Source organism: Bacillus sp. FSL M7-1345 (assembly GCF_038006985.1).
Classification (GTDB): Bacteria; Bacillota; Bacilli; order Bacillales; family Bacillaceae_G; genus Bacillus_A; species Bacillus_A cereus_U.
Map to the genome: position 1 here is coordinate 2,841,566 of NZ_JBBOWG010000001.1, position 17,360 is coordinate 2,858,925.

Sequence of the window (17,360 nt, forward strand, 5' to 3'; positions counted from 1 at the left end):
TCTGTTGTGGGAGTGGTGATGGCACACCGCAATCTTGCACGTCAGCGATACCAGAAATGGACTTCGCCTTTGGTAGCAAGAATCCCACTGACGTTAGTCAGCTTGCCCCTTTAGGGGTGGGAGTGTCAATTATTCAATTAAATTCAAAGAAGATCGTTTAGTCAAACACACGTTACAGCCAAATGAAAGTAAATCCTTTACTTTACGTTCACTCATCGCCAATCCTTTACCAGGTGATTATTCGTTATTTTCACATAATCAAGACGGTTCTGAAGGTAGTATGAATCTTGAAGTACAACCACAATAGAACAAATTAAAAAGGCTATCCTCTTATAAAAAGGATAGCCTTTTTAATTTGTAAAACGAGAATTCCCTATTCTTTGAACAATGACATAATACATGGAATTATATCAACGATTTTTCAAATATATCTATCACAACTCTAAATATATCAACGATTCAACATAGAATACTGATTCACCGACAACGAAAAGTCTGTTCCAGAACGGAACAAACTTTATATTTCTTCATTACGACCGAAACGCCGCATCCGCCAGCATAGATAGCGTTGCATCATCCATCGGCGGATTGTGTAGTCCTGCTCTGACGTTTAAATAATAGCGATGAAGCGAATTTTTTTCTGATAAACTTTTCGCTCCTACGATGCGCATTGCTTTATCTACAATAGATATTGCCGCATTCGTCACAACATACTTCGCAGCTGCTAGTTCAGCTTGCAATGATAATTTATCTTCTGCCTCATCGTATTTTTTCGCAATTTGATATAAAAAGACGCGAGCTTGCATAAGCTCAAGTTCTAATTCTCCAACTAATCTTCTAACATTCGGTAATAAACTAATAGAATGATTTAAACTATTTGGCTTGTATGATTCCGCAAACTGAACCGCATAATTTCTTGCCGATTGTGCGATTCCTAAATAACATGCTGGTATATGAAGTAACCAGCCAATCCCCTTAGCTTTAACCTTTGAACCCTTTATATCAGTGAAAAAGCGATCTGGTATCTCTACATTTTGTAAAACGAGATCATGGCTCGCAGTTCCTCGCATTGCGATACTATCCCACGTTTCTTCAATTATTACGCCTATCGTATTCTTTGGAATGACAAACTCTCCGATTTCTTCCTGGCCTTCAATACTTGCTGAAATGATAAAATAATCAAGTACTGGCGCCATTGTCGTAAACGTTTTTCTTCCATTTATAATCCACTTCTCACCTTTTTTGACAGCTAACGTCTCTGGTTTCCCGCCGCGCGTAGGACTCCCCGTATTCGGTTCTGTGGCAGCTCTATTAAAAAGCGCACCATTACGTACTTCTTCACAAAACCAAGTAAACATTTCCTCATTCCAAGAGCGATTTTCAGCTAATTCCTTTACAATGCCAAGGTGCCATCCAATTGATAATGCGGTAGCACCGCAGCCTTCTGCTATTTTCTCTTGAAATAAAACGAAGTCATATAAAGAAATCGCATTGCCTCCCAATTCTTTTGGCAACGTTAATTTCGTATATCCGATATCTTTCAAATTATTAATATTTTCATACGGAAATGATCCTAATTCACTTAGTTGATGCTCCCTTTCCATGAACTTCGGAATCAATTTATTTATTTTCTCAATAACTAAAGATTGTTCTTCTGTTTCAACAAATGAGAGTGCCATACATAATCTCCTTTATGTTCGATTCATAAACCGTTCATTTTGTCATTATGATTATATGAAGTTACTTCTCTATTGTTTCACTATTCCGATAAAAATACAATGCTTTTGAACAATAAGAAAAGTTCCTATATGAAAGGATAGGTTCTTTTCTTATATTAATCCCCTTTCAATGCCTTTAATGGCAAAGAGGTTACATATCCAATATACGAGCATAATTCTTTAAAAAAGAAAGGGATTTCTGTATCTAACGTTTTATACGCTGACGTTGGAGTTGGTGATGCATACGCTTCAATTTTAAGATGTTTTGCAATTTTCATCGCACGTTTCATATGAAGTGGATCACTCACGATCGTATATGTGTGTATTCCGTTCTCTATTCCAACTTGCTTTGCATTCTTTAAATTCTCTTCTGTGAAAAGAGATTTTGTTTCAATTAAAATATCCTCATCTTTTACACCATGTTTCAGTGCATACACTCTAGCAGTACGCGCTTCCTCAAGCTCTGCCTCAAACTTTGTACCACCTGTGAAAATAATCTTTTTAATATTACCGTTCTTATATAAAGAAATTGCATGATTAATTCTTTCTTTAAATACAGGAGATGGTTTTCCGTTCCATGAAGCTGCTCCCAGCACAATACCAGCATCTGTCTTCACACCATCATCTGTTTTAAAGCGATAACTCCAAATATCGTAAGCTGCATAACTTACATATAAAATAATAGAACAAATCATAAGCAAGAATACTTGCAAGATTCTTCTTTTCTTACTTTTCTTATTTTCTTTCATTTATAACTGCCTCCGTACATCATCCATACTTCTATATAAAAACGTATATATCAAATCATTTTGTTTGAATTTGTTTAAAAGAAGGAATTTTTCTTGTCATATATATTCATTAAAGGGTTTTCATTTAAAATTGAGGATTATCAATTCATTTTTCGTTTGCGGTTTCATTACATTTGTATAATTTATAAGTTTATTACCATACAACTACATTGTAACGAATTTTTTATCATAATGGAATGATGAAACAAAAGAAGTAACTGTTTTGTAAGAAAAAAGGTATATTTTTCATCTTGACGATCAATACACCTTTCTTAATATGAATTATCGTTTTTCTTTATACGACTCTAATTTTTCTAATAACCGTTCTTTTACAGCTGGCCATTCACTTGCAATAATACTGTATACAACTGCATCTCTAACATGTCCACTCGGCAATTTTCTTTCGTTTCTAAGTACACCCTCTTTTACTGCGCCGAGTCTTTCAATTGCTCTTTGTGCTTTTTCATTTCGGGCATCCGTCTTAATTTGTACTCTCCGCATATGCAACTTTTCAAAAGCATATTGTAATAACATATACTTACATTCTGTATTCATACTCGTACGTTGTACACTCGGGTCATACCACGTTTTTCCTAACTCAACAGTCTTATCTTCCACTGAAATGTTATATAAGCGTGTACTTCCTACTATTTCATTCGTCTTTTGATCAACAACAACAAATGGCAAATCCTTACCTGCCCCATAAGCTTTTATCGCCTTTTGAACATATTGCTGCATATCTTGAACAGTATCCATTTTAGAGATTAAATACGCCCAAATATCTCGATTTCCTTCCACGATTGAAAACATTTTTTCGACATCATTGCTATCCATTAACCGTAACTTTGCTCTTTCGTGAATAATTTCCATTTATTACCCCTCCTCTCTTGTAACTATATCATACAAAAATAATAACGTATTATTAATATATAATAAATTAAATAGAGTGAAAAACTCGCTTTTCTTTAAAGCGAGTTCATTCGTTATAGAAGTATGTATGCAATCGGCGTAATAATAAGCAACGTTAAAATCGTTCTTTGCACATATAGAATAATAAGTTCAGATACTTTTAACGGAATATCTGTCGATAATATACAAGGGATTGATGCGGAGAAAAACAAAATAGATGATACCGAAACAACTGCAATGACAAACTTTGTCACGAGTGGTGCACTTACAACTAATAACGATGGTAAAAACATCTCTGCAATACCAACTGATACAGCTTTAGCAGCTAAGTCTGCTTCTGGCAATCGTAATAACCACGTAAATGGATAGAAAATATAACTGACCCAATCAAATATTGGTGTAAACTTTGCTAAGACGATACCGATTAATCCTACTGACATAATCGATGGTAAAATCCCCATCGTCATAATAAACCCGTCTTTTAAATTCACTGCAATATTTTTCATAACGCTCGGTGCAGACTTCGATACTTCTAATGCATCTTCCCAAGCACGTTCTAGCATTTTTTCTTTATAGACAGGCTCTGGGAACCCTTCTTTCGTAATATATGTATCTGGTTTTCTACTAAGTGGCGGGATTCTTACGGTGATAGCAGTCACGATGAATGTTACAACAAGCGTAGTCCAAAAGTACATATTCCATAAATGCATAATGTCTAATGTTTTTGCGATGATGATCATAAATGTTGCGGATACTGTTGAGAAACCTGTGGCGATGATTGCTGCTTCTTTTGTCGTATACTTTCCTTCTTTATACACCCGGTTAGTAATAAGAAGTGCAAGTGAATAACTTCCAACGAAGGAGGCAACCGCATCGATTGCTGATCGTCCTGGCGTATTCCATAACGGTCTCATAATCGGACGGCAAAATGTACCGATAAATTCAAGCAATCCATATCCGACTAATAACGCTAAAAACGCCGAACCAATTGGAACGAGTAAACTTACTGATATTACTAGTTTCTCATACAAAAACGGGCCAACATCTGGCGCAAAGAACCAAGCTGGTCCTACTTTCAAACAATATAATACGCCAAAAACAACACCTACTACTTTTAAAATAGAAAAACAAATATCTACAATAGATGCATTCCATTTCTTCGTATAAAATGGATAAATCGCACCAATTATCATTACAAGTAGTGCGTAATATGGTACTACAGAAGGAATTGAAGTCCGGATCCACGATACGATATGATCAATCATAATTGACGAAGCACCGTTTATCGTAACTGGTACGAAAAACATAAACACACCTACTAAACTAGCGAGTATAAACTGAAGAATAATCCCCTTCTCTCGCCCTGTCTTAATTACATTACTTTTTAATTCAATTTCACTCAAAATTCGACACCTCCTATTATCTAAATATTCTGTATAATAATGTTAGATTCCTTCTTTTGATTTTGAATATTTAATCATGTAAAAAAGCCTATTTTGAAATATACAATCAAAATAAGCCTTTTTCTATTACCTCTCATAATCATCCACAATTACTTGAATCACACGATAAGATTCTTCTGCCACTCTTTTATTACTATTTTTATTCGCATCATATGTAATTAAAGCCTTCCAAAGCGCCCATCCTCTCGCTCTATTCCACGTTTCTTCATCCATACGTAGTACTTTTTTAAATATCTTTCTACTATTCTTATCAAAAAATGTCCATGCCATCGCTGCATCACAAGCAGGGTCTCCTACTCCTAAAATACCAAAATCAATTACGGCACAAAGCTTTCCATCTTTAACAAGTAAGTTACCCGGTGCAACATCTCCATGAACCCAAACTGATTTATGGTCCCATGTTGACCTAAGTGCTAAATCCCAAAAATGTTTTAATAATGTCTCATCAAAAACATCCTTATTATTTTCAATGGCTACTCTTGCCTCTTCATCGTATACAGATATAAACCCGCCTCGGTAAAAATTATGTTCTCCAGCCACTGGCCCGTTACTCGCATCAATTGATTGTAACTCTATTAAAAATGAGCCTAAGTCCGCCGCAAACTCATCTAAGTCACGAACATTTTCTTTCGTAACCGTTTCTCCCTCTATCCATTTATTAATAGACCAAGGCCACGGATACTCTTCAGAAGGATTTCCTTTTGCAATTGGTGCAGAAATTGGTAAAGAAAGTTCCTTACTTAATATAGGAAGCCACTTGTTTTCTTTCTCTACTTGCGGTGCATATGCTGCATCACTTGGCAACCTGACACTCATCCCGTCCCCTAAATGAAATGTTCTATTATCGTTCCCGCTAAGCTTTACAGGTTTCACTTCTAAATGTGCCCATTTAGGAAATTGCTCTTGTATTAACTTTTTAACTAAATCAGCAGTAATATGATTCATTTACTTCCCCCTTTATATACCTATCACACGGATAAACGAGTTCTTCCATCATTTTCATCTGTAACATATTCAACATAAAACCCTTGATCAATTGCGTTTTCATACATTATATAACACAATTAACTACTACATCTTAAATATTTCTTCTATGTTACCTAGCTTATATCTCAACATGAAAAAACCGCCCCACTACTAGTGAAACGGTTTTTCCTCTACTATTTTTCAAGCATTTACTTCAGTTTTATGTTCCTTTCCTACACTACGCTTTAAAGCTGTTCCAAGTATGATAACCATACTTACTACACCAATCCAAACGAGCACAGTAAGTGGCGTATTCCAAGCTAATCCTTTTCCGAAGAAGAATATTTCTCTTAGACCTTCTATCATGAATCGCATCGGTAACCAAGAGTAAATCCAGTCTTGATAAAATGGCGACATCATTTCAGGCGCTAGCGCCAATAGCGGTGCACCAAAGAAAAGTAACAGTGCAAATATACCTATTCCCTTTAATCCCATTAATGAAAGAACAACCGAAATCATTAAGAAGAAACTAAATGATGTAATGGATAAAAATAAAGCTGTATCCATGAAATTCGGGATATTTAATCCTACCATTCCGTCTGCGATCCACGTCAGTCCAAATCCAATTACAAGCGCCGCGATAGCTCCTGTTACTATTTGTTTTATTTTTAATATGAAGTTTTCTTTTCGTGTACTAATCGGCATTTTACTTATCGCAATAAAGATGATTGCTGAACTTGGATCAAATCCTTCTCCGACAACGCCGTTTGTACTTATCACTTCTATCCTTGAATTTTTAAACGAAAATAGTGATTTTATGAAAGCTGTACTAAGCACAAAAGGAGATTTATCTTTCCAAACAAAATTGAAAGACTTTATGTGGAAAACGCTATTTGAAGATACGAATGGTGCTCTCATTAATAAGAAGAATTTACTTGTCCCAAGCCAATACTTAGCTTCTTATATGGCATCTGCTCATATAGGTGTTATTCAACAATGGTTAAATAATGGACAAAAAGAAACACCGGAGGAAATTGCTCGTATTTTATCAACAATCGCAGTTCATGGTCCTTTCTATGCAGCTGGTTTAAAGAAATAAGCTTGCCCTGCATAGAAACATGCTTTAAATCAATCTGAACATCAACAACCTTCTAAATGAAATGTATGGCTGAGTAGTTACTATTATTATTAATAACTTGAAATTTATGTTCCTATGAAAAAAGCTGTTGAAAGGAATCCTCTTCAACAGCTTCTCCATTATTAACGATATAAACGAACTGCACCTGCAGTATTATCATCTGCTTGTCCAACTACTTCAAATTTCAATCCAAACTTCGGTACTTTACGTCCTGCATCTGGGATTAAATCGTTCATATACAATTTAGAATCATCAAACTTCGTTACACCTGGTAACCCTTTGTAATCATATGTTCCGCGTGTTGGAGATACAACTTTCCATGCTGGCGTTTGGTTAAAGGAGAACGCAGCATCTGCGATTTGGTATCGTGTACTATTTTTAACAGTTGGTTTGCCGTTTAGCGTTCCAACAATTGCCTCTGGGTGAGAGTCAACAACCCCTAAGAAACCTTCGCCTGGATGCATACCTACCCAATTATCTGTAAAGCTAGAGTCTGCATACCATACAACAAGACCTGTATTATACGGTACACCACCGCTATATTTTAACGCTTGATCAGCACCAGCGTAGTTTCTCCACTCTAAATAATAGTTATGTTTCTTCTTATCAAAACCGTTTGCTGTAACGAAACCATTTAATTTTAATTTCGCTTCGCCTTCTGCATCATCAGAGAACACAACATTTCCATCTACAGTTAATGTAGCGTTATCAAGAGTAAAACCGTTCGGTGCTAAACCACCATCTGTAATGTATTCGAATACCAGTTTTATTTTTTGTCCTTTAAATTGGCTTAAGTCATATGACTTATCTACCCATTTACCATCCGTTGTGTCTAGACCATTTTTCACATTCTTTTCGCCAATTCGATCCACTAACGTTTTCTTATCATCCTCTGTCACTGCATGTACTTCAAGGAAGTCATAATCTGTTTCAATTTCATACAATGATTTGTAATCAAACTTCGCCATTGTTGCATTTGTTAAATCAAACACTGGCGTTTCTATTGTTGTATGAAGATTATCACCTTTTGTACTATAGTAATATTTCTTACCGAATGCAGGCTGAATACCTTTTACATCTTTATCTGGTAAGTTAACGCGAATCAGACCAGGACGAGCTGATTTCGTTACACTTTGATCTAAGTACGTCGCAAGACCTATACCGCGATTTAATTTATCATAGTCAATCTCTACAATATTTGCCCAGTTTCCACCCATGTTCTTTTGAAAGAACTCTTTGTTTTGCGGAGAGAAACTCGGTGGCGTTGAACCTGCAATTTTACCAGCCCAGCTGCCGCCGCTCATAACAGACCAAGAATTAATTGGCTCACCTGATCCTGAGTACTTCGTATCATACTCATCAGGAAGACCTAAATCATGACCAAATTCATGTGCGAATACACCAACTGCTCCGTCTTCTGGCTCAATTGTGTAATCGTATGCTGCCATTTTTCCGCCCCAGTTATCAACTTTTGCTTTTGTTCCTTCAATTGGATATGGTGTTCCAAGGTTCCAGCGATGTGACCAAATTGCATCATCACCTAGTCTACCGCCGCCTCCATCTTGCCCAACTCCAGCGTGAATAACCATTAAGTGATCGATAAGACCATCTGATTCGTTTTTATTGCCATCACCATTATTGTCATATTGATCGTATTGGTCAAATTCTGATAAATCAATACCACTTTCTACAGCTGCATTTAATGCCTCTTTTACAAAATCACGAGGTCCTTTTGGTCCTTTATTATCATGACCGCCATCTCCTGCATCTGCACCATAATCCGCTGCTGTACCTGGAACTGTCAACCACTTTGTTACTGTCCCATCGACTGTATAACTACCACCAGATTGCTCTTCATAATATTGTTTAAATGTTGGGACTTTTGAACCATCAAAGAGTGTAAACGGCTCATTACCAAATAACATTTTTTGATAATGTTCTGGATTAAAATCATTTGAATACATATAACCTGGTACTTGATCAATATTGTTATGCTTAAAGTCAGCAAACTCTACTAGCAATACAAGAACTTTATCTTTACGGACATCACCGTTATATTGTTTTTGCTTCGCTGAAGTAGTTGGTACTTTGCCGTTTAATCCCCCTTTAACCGGCTCTTGTCCAGCTACCGGGCCACTAATAGGTTGATTTGCTTTTTCTTTCTCATCTGCTTTTGCATCTTTAACCTTTTTCAAAAAATCAGAAGCTTCTCTCGTAACACTGTCCCCCGCTGCTGGTTCTTTTCCAGCATTTTCGCCTTTTTTCTTCTCTACGTATTTTTCAACAGCTTTTAATGTGTCTTCTTTCGACGTAGATTCACTAATTACACCGCGTTTCTTGAGCGCATCTGCTAAACGCTCCTCTGGAATTAAATTTTCATCAATTGGACTTAAAGCTCCTACATTAGAAGGCGTTGCCGCATAAACAGATTGACTACCAAATCCAAATGTACAACTAAGCACAGCTGTCGCCGCAAGCGTAGACAGCACTTTAAAAGGCTTTTTCTTCATCCCCATTCCTCCCCAATATTAAATACGTTACAACGTTTATATAATAAAGAATATTCTAATAATTTGCAATATACTGTCTTAATTTGTAATATTTTTGAAAACATTCTTTGTTTTAGATTGGTATACATTCTGATTCATCGATATTTATGGTTGCTTCTTGCATGTGAATTAGAATCGTGGCATGTATGTTTTCTTCTACGACAAGGACATCCAAAGAAATCCAATCCATATGCTCATTTTTATTTTGATCTTCAGTTTCAGGTGATAGCAGTTGGCTTAAAATCATAAAGAAATCGTCCACTATATTTAGTGGACGATTTCTTTATTTATCTAAAATACAACTACAGTATCTCAATATACCCTTCTGTTCCATGTACCCGAATTCGTTGCCCGTCTTTTATTAGTTTTGTAGCATTCTCTACTCCGACGACTGCTGGTAATCCATATTCACGTGCAATAACTGCTCCATGTGTCATGAGTCCGCCAACTTCGGTGACTAACCCTTTTATAGATACAAACAATGGTGTCCAGCCAGGATCAGTAAATGCGGTAACTAATATATCTCCATCTTCTAAATTCGCATCTTCCATATTTAAAATAACGCGAGCTCTCCCCTCTATAACTCCTGAAGAAACAGGTAGACCTACGATGGCTTCCGTAGGGAGATTTTCTCGTTTGTACTTGCCTGTAATGATTTCTCCATCAGACGTAATAACACGTGGAGGTGTTAGTTTTTCATATAATTTGTGCTCATTTTTCCGATTATTGATGACTTTGTAATCTAGTTTATTTGTACAAACAACTTCGTGAAGCTCTTCAAAAGTTAGATAGTATATATCTTCTATTTCATGAATAACACTATTTTGCACGAGTTGCTCGGCTTCTTTTAATATTGCCTGCTTATATATGAAATAGCGATTAATCATGCCGTACTTTGGATATTCACGATAACCGATAAAATTCCGGATGTTACTAATCATTCGCTTCGTCTCTTCTATTTTTTGTTTACCATCCGGCAAGTGCTGCAATCGCTCTAATAACTCTTCTTCTTTTTTCAAAGCTTCCTGCAGCCCTGCTTCAAATTTCCGTTTACTAGCACCAGTTTCAAAATCTCTTATGTTATTTAAAATCATCGGGATAATTGTAGTTGGCTTTTCACTCCAGCGCGTTTTTGTGATATCGATTTCTCCGCTGCATCTCATTCCGTATTTATTCAGAAAAGCATAGATTGCATCTTGTGCTTTATCCCCGCCTTCAAACTTAACTAGCTCATCTAAAAAACTGTCATCTTCTATATGCTGTAAATACGCAATGACTTCTGGATATGGCCGAATCACATCTGCAACATCGAGTAATGCTAGACCCATTTCCGACGTAATATTGTTTTGTACAGATTGTGAAAGTGTGTCTGCTACGTTTTTTTCACCTAGCCATTGCTCCATCTTTTCATTGATCCATGATGAAGCATTCATACCTGCCATAAGGACAGCCATACTTTGCGGGTGAAATAATATTTTCTTTAATTGCTGGATATCTTCTAAAATAAAATCAAGTACATCCAGCCCTGATTTCGTTTGAATGTTTTGTTTTAACTCTTCGATCGATGCTTGACTATTCTTTATTAAATCCATAACGATTGCCGGATCGCTTTCGATTTGTGGTTGTGAACTTGCAGGTGGCATACTTTTACCAAGACTCTTTTCTTTTTCATCATCCGGTAACAATTTGATAAAATTATCTCGCTCTATTACAATCGTTAATGCATCTTTAATAAGCGGCTCCGAGTTCCCTATTGTATTTAATAAAAGTTCTCTACTAGCAGGCGACGCCAGTCTTTGTGCAACATCAACAAACAGCCTTCCTCCAGCTTGAAACCTCGGTCCAAAGGATGTTAACTGGAATAAAGACATTCCTAACGGCTTCAAAGGATCGGTCATCATTTGTTGGTGACCAACCGATACATACACATGATTTTCCTGATCATTTGCTTCTGGAATTGGATATAAAGTCGTTATCGGCCTGCTTTGAACAATATAAAATGTGTCATTAACTAAACACCATTCAATATCTTGTGGGCAGCCAAAATAAGCTTCGATCTGTCTTCCAATCTGTGCTAGTTGTAATATTTGTTGTTCCGTAAGCGTTTGAATCTTTTGCTGAGCGAGATTGATTTGTTTCGTCTCTGTTCCGCCCTCTTTTAAGGCATAGATAGCCAATTTTTTAGTTGCGATCATCTTCTCGGCGATTTCGCCTTCTTTTACTTTATAATTATCGGCAGAGACCAGTCCTGATACTAATGCCTCGCCAAGTCCAAAACTGGCATCGATCGATAACACCTTTCGGTTACAAGTAATCGGGTCAGCAGTAAATAAAATTCCCGAAGCCTGCGGGAAAACCATTCTTTGAACGACAACACATATAGAAACTTGGCTATGTTCAAAACCATTTTGCATGCGGTAAATGACTGCTCGATCTGTAAATAAAGAAGCCCAGCACTTTCTTACATGCTGCAAGATTGCTTCTTTTCCGATGATATTTAAATACGTATCTTGTTGACCAGCAAATGAGGCATATGGTAAATCTTCAGCAGTAGCGCTAGAACGCACTGCATAAGCATGTTCCTTTCCAAAACGAGAGAGATAATGAGCCACCGCTTCCACTACATCAGAAGGGATTTCTACTTCCATAATGGTTTCTCTAATCTTCTTACTGATTTCAGCAATTTGAGCCCGGTCTTCAATTTTTAACATTGCTAATTGACTCAACAAAGCTTGAAACGCTTCATTTTGTTCGATGGCTTTTTCATACCCTATCGTTGTAACACAAAACCCTTCTGGCACTTGTATCCCTTGAATATTTGATAATTCCCCTAAATTCAATCCTTTTCCGCCAACGAGCGAAAGCTGTGTTTTTTCTATTTCCTGAAAATCGAGAACGAAAGAACTCATTCGGCACCTCTCCTTACTGTTCATGTGCTATTGATTGTAGCAGTAGTAAATGAGAATAAACAGTCTATTTTGAACGTGATTTACATGATATAATTAAGTTAGGAAGAGATAATTATTTTTATTCCCCCTCTAATTCACTTCAATTACATCACCAAACTTAAACATTCTCTTATTACGAAAAACATCAGTACATATAATCGTCTTATTTAATGGAGGAATATCAACTACTGTTATGTAATTTTTATATAAGTAGCCACCTCTGTAATATGTAAACAGTGTGTATGTTCAATTTCACGACCATTACGACAAAAAAATCACCAACTTCTTTACGTACAGGAAATCGGTGATTTTTGTTTAAATAGTCTCTTAAGGAACTATCAGTTTTTTGTTATGTTCAGATTTTCCAAAACTAGTTTCTTATACTCATCACATATGGATACATTGGATCTCTTAATTCAAAGTCATACGTTTCTCCATTCACAATTCCTACCACCTTCTCACTATCATATAAATTGAGTAAGAAACCGGCCATTTGTTCAGCTGTATGGAACTTAGGAACAACATTATCATATTCAAAATTATCAACATCATAAGACCGTTTTGCAAATTCGGTCTCTGTAGCAGCAGGAGCTAAAACTTTTGCTTGCATTTCCGCTCCTTTTTCTTTTAATTCTTGTGCTAGACCTTCTGTAAATGCACTTACATAAAACTTTGTCGCGCAGTAAGTCACAGCATCGGCCACAATCCTATATCCTCCTCCTGAAGATATATTGATAATTTGAGTTCCTTCAACATCTGCATAATCACGTACATAAAGAGAGGACAGAACGGTTAAAGCCTCAATATTCAAGTGAAGCATCGTCTCAATTTTATTTAACTTTTGCTCCCCAATGGAAGCAAAGTTTCCAAATCCAGCATTATTAATCCAGGTGTCGATTTGATAAACCTGAAGACTTTCATAGAATTCATAAACATTTGCAGTAACAGATAAGTCAACGGTTCGAATGACAACATCCAGGTCTGGATTAATTTCAGCCACTTTTGACTTTAACTTTCCTAATTCCTCCGTTCTGCGTGCTGCTATAATTAAGTTTTTTCCACGAGTCGCAAAAGCAAGAGCGGTTTCATATCCAATTCCTGAGCTAGCCCCTGTAATAACTGTATATTTCATATAAATCCCTCCTGAATTTTATCCAATTGATTTAATTGTAAACGAACTATGAGTTGATTATAATGATTAGAGTAAACTCTAAGTCAAGAAAAATTTATATGGAGGTTTCTTATGTACACTATTGGTGAAGTGGCTAAAATGTTAGAGATAAGTACATATACATTACGGTATTACGAAAAAGAAAAAATTATAATTCCTGTTCGTAACATTAACGGAGACAGACGATATAACGATTCACATATTAAATGGCTGCAATTTGTTATCAAGTTAAAAGAAACACAAATGCCAATTGCGAAAATAAAGAAGTATGCTGCATTAGCTTTGGAAGGAGAACATACCACGACAGAGCGTTTAAATCTTTTAGAAGAACATAAACACTCTATTAAGGAACAAATTAGAACGTTAAAAGCTGCGGATGAGATGCTTGAATATAAAATTACCACTTACAAAGATTTCATCAATAAACGAGATTAAATACAGGTTTTATAAGGAAAATCGCCACAGATCTATGGAATAGAAAGAACCATAACCTTGCCGTTTCCCTCTTATTCCCCACTATTTTTGGGGATTGAACAGTTAAAGATATACGCTGGTGGTACATTTTTAAGTTCCCTTTTCACATCTATTCTATTAAAAAACTGATTAAGAAAATTCTTTTTAAATTTAGTATATTGAAAGGTAATAAAATTCCCACCTTCCTTTAAAATTTTGGTAGTAGTTAATAAAATTTTTTTTGAAACATTTGGGGGTAAACTAGAAAAAGGAAGACCAGAAACAATATAGTCTGCATAAGGAATGCAATAGCCCTGTAGATACTCGTCAATATTTTCCGCAGACCCTAATACAATGAATATATTTTTCTCTTTTTTATATTTTTCTTTCAATAATAAATAAAACTCTTTATTATTTTCCACTAATAAAAGAGTAGTATTCGAACTTCGTTTTTCAAGCAATTTATTCGTGAATACACCCGTACCTGGCCCATATTCAACAATATATTTAGCTTCCTTAAAATTGATGCTTTCCACCATTTTATCTGCAAGAAACTTTGAACTTGGAAGTACTGCACCAACGTTTCTTGGATTCGTTATATATTGAGATAAAAAAGACAGAGGCTTCATATTTAATCACTCCAATAGTTTGAATTTACTACTATAGTTTAAAATTCAAACCTGAAGAAACTATAGTGACATCCTTAAGAATCCTTAAGATTTGAATAAGCTCTCTAAAAATAGTTTTTCTTAAAGGACATACCTTATAAAAACTCCCTCTCTCCCCTTTACCATAGTTTTTTCAAACGTCAGATACAGAAAACCATATATTTCCCCTTCACTTTTCAAAGAAAACCTATAAGATTACCAGTAATTATACACATACTTGCGGTCATATCCATGAAAAATTCGTCGGTGCAACGTTTTGTAAGGCTAAACTTGTTACATAACTGGATTTACAATCATTATGTCCGTACATTTTCATATTTCGTACAACCTAATCATCTTTTCATCCATAGCACTTTTGAAGGTACTTCTCCTACTACAGCCCACTTTATATACCGCGAATCAAGTCTTTTTTTAATATATGAAACAATTACATAAAAGTTACGAAGATCTACACAAATAATAATCACACAAGGTCATCACTCAAAGTGACAAACATAATGACTCCCCTGCTCTATTCTCGTTAATCTGCATAAAAGGAATCCCATGCTCGCGTAAATAATGCGTAAGCCGTAATGTAACAAAAAGCCTTTATTTTGATCAAACTTTCTTTCAAATCTACAATTAGAAAAAACTCTGTAAAATTTTTTACAGAGTTTTTTTCTAATTATTTATTGTTTTACATATCGAATACGAACGTTATCGTCCATGTGATAAATTTGTAATGTATTACCATCGTAGTTTTGTAGTTTATACATTACACTGTCATTTGTTAGCTTCACTTCTTGACCGTCTTTAACTGTTTTTGTTATTTTTAAGGCTAACTGGAATGACGGAACATCTACTGTATATGTTCCTGTTAAGTAGTTATCCTTATTCGGATAAGAACCATTCGCATAAGACTCAAATGTCTTATCACCTTTTAGTACTAACGTAGTTTTCACGCCACTACCGTAATCAATACCCCAATTACCAATAATTTCAGTACCGTCTTTTATGTTCTTTTGCATGTTTCCATAACTAATTCCTAACTCTTCAGATGTACCAATTGTACCTACGAATACGCCAGTTTTAGCTTGACTTTTATCTGTCTGAGCCTGACTGCCAGTAGTTGGGTTTGCTGATATAGAACCACTAGAACTACTTGTTGTACTGGAAGGTTTATCTGTAGTTGTACCACCGCTTACTTCGGATCTTAACTTATCGAATGTAGGTTTCCAAATACGTTTTGCTTCCTCTAGTTTTGCATTTGCTTTATCTAAGATTTCCTTATCAGTCTCTAAGCTGAAACCTTTATCGTTGAATAACTTCTCTATTTCACCGAATGTTTCTCTTAATTTACCTGTAGCTCTTTCAATCTCTTTTTGATCTTCTTTATGTTTTGGCGGTGCGGCAATCTTCTCTATCTTATCAAATACTTTATAGACGTCTTTAATGCTATCTAATACCTCAGTGTTTGATTTACTTCCGTTTCTCAAATCTCTTACCGAAGCATCATAGTAATCAAATCGTCTTAACATATCCTGTTCAATGTCTAATAAATATTGTGCATAATCTTCATCTAAAACTCGAACCTTTTGAACATCTTTACTTTCTTCTTTCGAGTTAGTTGATTTTTCTTTTGTTTCAGAAGACTTATGTTTACTTGTTTCTTCTGTCTTTTCTTCTTTATTTGCCGATTCTTTTACTGTAACACAACCACTTAATAATAATGCAACTGGAACTGCAACACCTATTAGCTTCTTCACTTTCATACCTCATACCCCTTTGAGTAATATATTCTTAGTTGGTTTTACTAGCGATACTCTTTGCTGCTTCTTCAAACAGTTTTGAACCTTCTTGTGCTTTCGATACGGATTGATGCATTTTACTCTCGTCTTCTTGGTCTAATGCATCAAAGAGAAGTTGGAAACAATCCGCATACAGTTCCATTGACTGCTTTATCTTCGCCTGTTCTCCCTGTAACTCAGGAGGTGCTTGCAGATTCTTCAGTTTCGTTGCGGTTGCCTTTGCTCCACCTAAACTCAGTTGTACTTCACTTTTCTTTTGTTTGTATGACTTTACGTCTGAACCTGCTATTCCTTCAATTAATTTCATTGTATCTTCAATTTGAGTAGCACTGTTTATGATATCTGACTTATACCTTTCAACATCTGAACCAGTTACCTTACCAGTTGAAGAACTAGAAGAAGAACTTGGTTGACTACTTGATGAACTACTGTTTGTACCCTCACCTTTCGCTACAGATAAGCTATCCTCTTTCTTGCTATCAGTTGACTTACTCTCTTTCTCAGAAGTCTTACTCTCTTTCTCTACCTTTTGCGTTTCTTCTTTCTTTGGTTCAGCTTTCTTACCATCAGTTTCAATTGTAATACAACCACTCAATAACATAACTGGTAACGCTAAACTTACTAATTTCTTTGCTTTCATGCCCCTCATACCCCTTTATTTGTAAAATCCAGTGCAAACAAGTTAATATACTTAACTAATAAATTTTCCCCGAATAATTTATTAGAAACTATTATCCATAGATTGCCTGTATATTCACAATTTTTCTATATATATTATTTTACAAAAAATCACAAATATGGT

Annotated in this window: 13 protein-coding genes and 4 pseudogenes; 2 read left to right on the forward strand and 15 right to left on the reverse strand. The window is 35.7% G+C overall.

The features are described 5' to 3' along the window. Positions 1-530 precede the first annotated feature (530 nt). The 7 genes and pseudogenes from MHB76_RS14785 to MHB76_RS14815 all read right to left on the reverse strand — a co-directional run. Entirely contained in the window at positions 531-1,679 is a 1,149-nt protein-coding gene (locus MHB76_RS14785) for an acyl-CoA dehydrogenase family protein (RefSeq protein WP_340986962.1), read from the reverse strand. A 155-nt stretch (positions 1,680-1,834) separates the two neighbouring features. Next, positions 1,835-2,467: a YdcF family protein gene (locus tag MHB76_RS14790; protein ID WP_002161257.1), complete on the reverse strand. Its 633-nt coding sequence runs from the start codon at positions 2,465-2,467 to the stop codon at positions 1,835-1,837. 321 nt (positions 2,468-2,788) lie between these two features. Further along, entirely contained in the window at positions 2,789-3,376 is a 588-nt protein-coding gene (locus tag MHB76_RS14795) for a GNAT family N-acetyltransferase (protein ID WP_078174759.1), read from the reverse strand. A 113-nt stretch (positions 3,377-3,489) separates the two neighbouring features. Continuing rightward, on the reverse strand, positions 3,490-4,818 hold the full coding sequence (locus MHB76_RS14800; RefSeq protein WP_078174760.1) for a YjiH family protein: 1,329 nt from the start codon (positions 4,816-4,818) through the stop codon (positions 3,490-3,492). A 126-nt stretch (positions 4,819-4,944) separates the two neighbouring features. Next, positions 4,945-5,823, reverse strand: a complete 879-nt coding sequence (locus tag MHB76_RS14805) for an aminoglycoside phosphotransferase family protein (RefSeq protein WP_078174761.1) — start codon at positions 5,821-5,823, stop codon at positions 4,945-4,947. Between the two features lie 23 nt (positions 5,824-5,846). Continuing rightward, positions 5,847-5,933: pseudogene (locus MHB76_RS14810) on the reverse strand (DUF2691 family protein); the annotation flags it as partial. 112 nt (positions 5,934-6,045) lie between these two features. After that, positions 6,046-6,582 (reverse strand): annotated as a pseudogene (locus MHB76_RS14815) (phage infection protein); the annotation flags it as partial. Here MHB76_RS14815 and MHB76_RS14820 point away from each other — a divergent pair. Next, a pseudogene (locus MHB76_RS14820) lies at positions 6,566-6,943 on the forward strand (TetR-like C-terminal domain-containing protein); the annotation flags it as partial. The pseudogenes MHB76_RS14815 and MHB76_RS14820 sit on opposite strands and share 17 nt — an antisense overlap. A 161-nt stretch (positions 6,944-7,104) precedes the next feature. On the opposite strand, the gene MHB76_RS14825 reads toward MHB76_RS14820, so the two are convergent. The 5 genes and pseudogenes from MHB76_RS14825 to MHB76_RS14845 form a co-directional block, all read right to left on the reverse strand. Beyond that, positions 7,105-9,492, reverse strand: coding sequence for an immune inhibitor A domain-containing protein (locus MHB76_RS14825; protein ID WP_078174763.1), 2,388 nt, complete (start codon positions 9,490-9,492; stop codon positions 7,105-7,107). 112 nt (positions 9,493-9,604) lie between these two features. Continuing rightward, complete coding sequence (locus tag MHB76_RS14830) at positions 9,605-9,778, reverse strand: hypothetical protein (RefSeq protein ID WP_016105326.1); 174 nt, start codon at positions 9,776-9,778, stop codon at positions 9,605-9,607. Positions 9,779-9,833: 55 nt separating this feature from the next. Continuing rightward, a complete protein-coding gene (gene ppsA / locus MHB76_RS14835) occupies positions 9,834-12,440 on the reverse strand; it encodes a phosphoenolpyruvate synthase (RefSeq protein WP_078174764.1) in 2,607 nt (868 codons plus the stop codon). A gap of 129 nt (positions 12,441-12,569) precedes the next feature. Continuing rightward, a pseudogene (locus MHB76_RS14840) lies at positions 12,570-12,716 on the reverse strand (YolD-like family protein); the annotation flags it as partial. A gap of 133 nt (positions 12,717-12,849) precedes the next feature. Continuing rightward, positions 12,850-13,611, reverse strand: coding sequence for an SDR family NAD(P)-dependent oxidoreductase (locus MHB76_RS14845; RefSeq protein ID WP_078174765.1), 762 nt, complete (start codon positions 13,609-13,611; stop codon positions 12,850-12,852). 111 nt (positions 13,612-13,722) lie between these two features. Here MHB76_RS14845 and MHB76_RS14850 point away from each other — a divergent pair, with 111 nt between their 5' ends. After that, a complete protein-coding gene (locus tag MHB76_RS14850; protein ID WP_002110648.1) occupies positions 13,723-14,085 on the forward strand; it encodes a MerR family transcriptional regulator in 363 nt (120 codons plus the stop codon). A 71-nt stretch (positions 14,086-14,156) separates the two neighbouring features. On the opposite strand, the gene MHB76_RS14855 is transcribed toward MHB76_RS14850, so the two are convergent. From MHB76_RS14855 to MHB76_RS14870, 3 genes are all read right to left on the reverse strand, one after another. Beyond that, positions 14,157-14,732 (reverse strand): class I SAM-dependent methyltransferase, encoded by a 576-nt coding sequence (locus MHB76_RS14855; RefSeq protein ID WP_078174766.1) that lies wholly within the window; start codon positions 14,730-14,732, stop codon positions 14,157-14,159. A 707-nt stretch (positions 14,733-15,439) separates the two neighbouring features. Next, positions 15,440-16,522, reverse strand: coding sequence for a DUF3994 domain-containing protein (locus MHB76_RS14865; protein WP_078174767.1), 1,083 nt, complete (start codon positions 16,520-16,522; stop codon positions 15,440-15,442). A 28-nt stretch (positions 16,523-16,550) separates the two neighbouring features. Then, positions 16,551-17,198: a DUF7018 domain-containing (lipo)protein gene (locus MHB76_RS14870; RefSeq protein ID WP_215596709.1), complete on the reverse strand. Its 648-nt coding sequence runs from the start codon at positions 17,196-17,198 to the stop codon at positions 16,551-16,553. Positions 17,199-17,360 lie beyond the last annotated feature (162 nt).